Below are 2,146 nucleotides of genomic sequence, written 5' to 3'. Positions count from 1 at the left end.
CTTGCAAGCACTTACCGTGGATGAGCATGGCCGAGCCCATCCCGACAATATACGGATCAGAGTGGGATCATGAGTACACGTCTGGAAGCTCTTGCTAAATACAGAAGCGATGTTAATGTTTGGGTTGATGAAGCCATCTGGGGGCACCGTCTTTACAACGACCAGACACCGTGGCTTGTGTTCCTGGAGTTTCTAGCAATCTTTCAGTCGAGAGATGCTGAAGGAAAAGCACTGAAAGAAAGCCGAAACGGCGGTGCGCACGAGAAGTTCACATATTATATTCCGCGCCTTGTTCCTCTTCGGCAATTAGTCTTTAACAACCCCCACATTCGATATGTTGAGGAAAATCATCAGTCCGATTCGGAGAGATGGCGGGCGTGGTTAAAAACTTTTTCTACAGACGATGATTTCGGATATCTACAAGACCGTTTTGGTTCATTTGCCAGGCTTTCTCACGTCGTAGAATTCTTTCAAACTACAGCGATTGAGCCACACCGCCAACGCCGATGGACATCTCGCTTTCTATTTCCGTACGGCCCAAACTGCCTGTATGCAGATTTACCGGCTAATGTAAACGGAAGCCCCGACAGACGCTTCTTTGCAAGAAGCGGTGAACTGCTTTATCTGATGTTAAACCGAAGCAGTACGGGAAAAGAACTCGCCGAATTGATTTCCGAGAAATTGCTGCGCCAAGATGAAACCTGGAATCGCGTCGTTCGAGCGCTGTTACCCGATGGGTATAGGGTCGACTCAAATTTGGTGTCGAGCACTATTGGATATCTACCTTTTGCCGAGCGTCCCGAATACGAATATCTTGCCGCAACATGGACTCGCCTGCTTAATCTGGATTTATCCGGCGAAGCATTGCTCGATCCTTTGATGCGCCTCTCTTCGTTACACATGCTTTTATATATGCTCAAACGAGCGAATGAAGAAGTTGGCGACGCCACTGAACCCAAGTTTGTTTTGGAAATCGCCTCACCTCGCCGAACAACACTCTTTGAACTCTCAAAAGAGAATTTCGGAGCGAACCGTATGCTATCGACACGGGCCGTTCGCGCATATATAGAATCTGCGAAAAACGATAAACGCTGGAGAGAAGCACTACAAGCAAGAGCGCCCGCAGAAGCGGTACGGGAGTATCTTACCGAACGCTATGAGTGGCAGCCAGACGATGGTCCGCCCTCCGGTGATCCTGATACGATCTTTGATGCCTTAAGAACCTATGCCGAGAAGCGTCACCAGCAGCATGTGGCCAAAGTACATATGGAATGGGCAAGGCAAATTGGATTGGCAGTATCACGGCGTGGCACGGGAACATGGTACTCGCCAGATGATTCTCTACTCAAAGCCTTGGTCATGTGTGTTGTGGATGAAGGTAGGGAGGAATACCACCGCTTTCTCGAAAAACTCTATGACCGATTCCGATTGGTAATCGGTGCCAAAGAAGCAGAGAGAGCATTTGGAACGCTGCCAACTGACCAAAATGCCTTCATGCAAAACACGCAGCGTTTAGAACAGCGTTTAAGGACATTAGGATTACTTCGTCGTCTATCTGATGATTGTGCCTACGTTGAGAACCCGTTCAGGAGCAATAAATGACAAGAAACGAACTCATCGCGGCAGTCGCGCTCGATTTTATAAAGGGCAATCTGGATCAGGAACCGGAAGGCTCCATGCGCTTTTGCATGCTTGGTCTTGAAGCATCACTTGTGCGCTCGATTGCAGAAGCTGTATTGGCTGACTCTAATGCCTCGTCCGATGTTGCGGTAAGAATTCCTAATTTATTTGACCCTGCAGGCACTCTTCCCCCTGAAGCGAGAAACGATCAATCTATTACGCACTGGCGTCATTGTCGCTTACCGGAAAGCATACGTGCCGTACTCTTCGCCGCATCACACGAAGAGCTTCAGCGTAACGATAAGAGCGTCGAAAAAATTACTAAAATCGAAACTGACACACTAAGGGCACGATATGATGCCTGGATTGATCAGGTAGGTCTGACCGCAATATATGTTGATGGACCTAAGCGCAAACATTTACTCAACGCCCTGGAGTCGGCAAACAACACTCATGCCGCAAGAACAATTGAGACGTTTGCAGATTTTGTTCTTTCTGTTGCGGAAGGAATAATCACCAAGGGACT

Annotated in this window: 2 protein-coding genes; both read left to right on the top strand. The window is 48.2% G+C overall.

The annotated features are described in order from the left end of the window. The first annotated feature begins 69 nt into the window (after window positions 1-69). Window positions 70-1,602, top strand: coding sequence for a hypothetical protein (locus ACOCD2_RS17405; RefSeq protein WP_293674776.1), 1,533 nt, complete (start codon window positions 70-72; stop codon window positions 1,600-1,602). Further along, the coding region (locus tag ACOCD2_RS17400) for a hypothetical protein (RefSeq protein ID WP_305802455.1) at window positions 1,599-2,146 on the top strand (548 nt) is incomplete at its 3' end. The genes ACOCD2_RS17405 and ACOCD2_RS17400, both read left to right, overlap by 4 nt.

It is taken from the genome of Thiolapillus sp. (genome assembly GCF_048562965.1).
Lineage (GTDB): Bacteria > Pseudomonadota > Gammaproteobacteria > Chromatiales > Chromatiaceae > Thiolapillus > Thiolapillus brandeum_A.
The sequence above is the reverse complement of the archived record's forward strand: the minus strand, read 5'-3'. Positions and strand labels throughout refer to the sequence as shown.

Bases quoted from the DNA above. Each gene is read 5' to 3' on its own strand.
- ACOCD2_RS17405 (WP_293674776.1), top strand. From the start codon at position 70: ATGAGTACACGTCTGGAAGCTCTTGCTAAATACAGAAGCGATGTTAAT.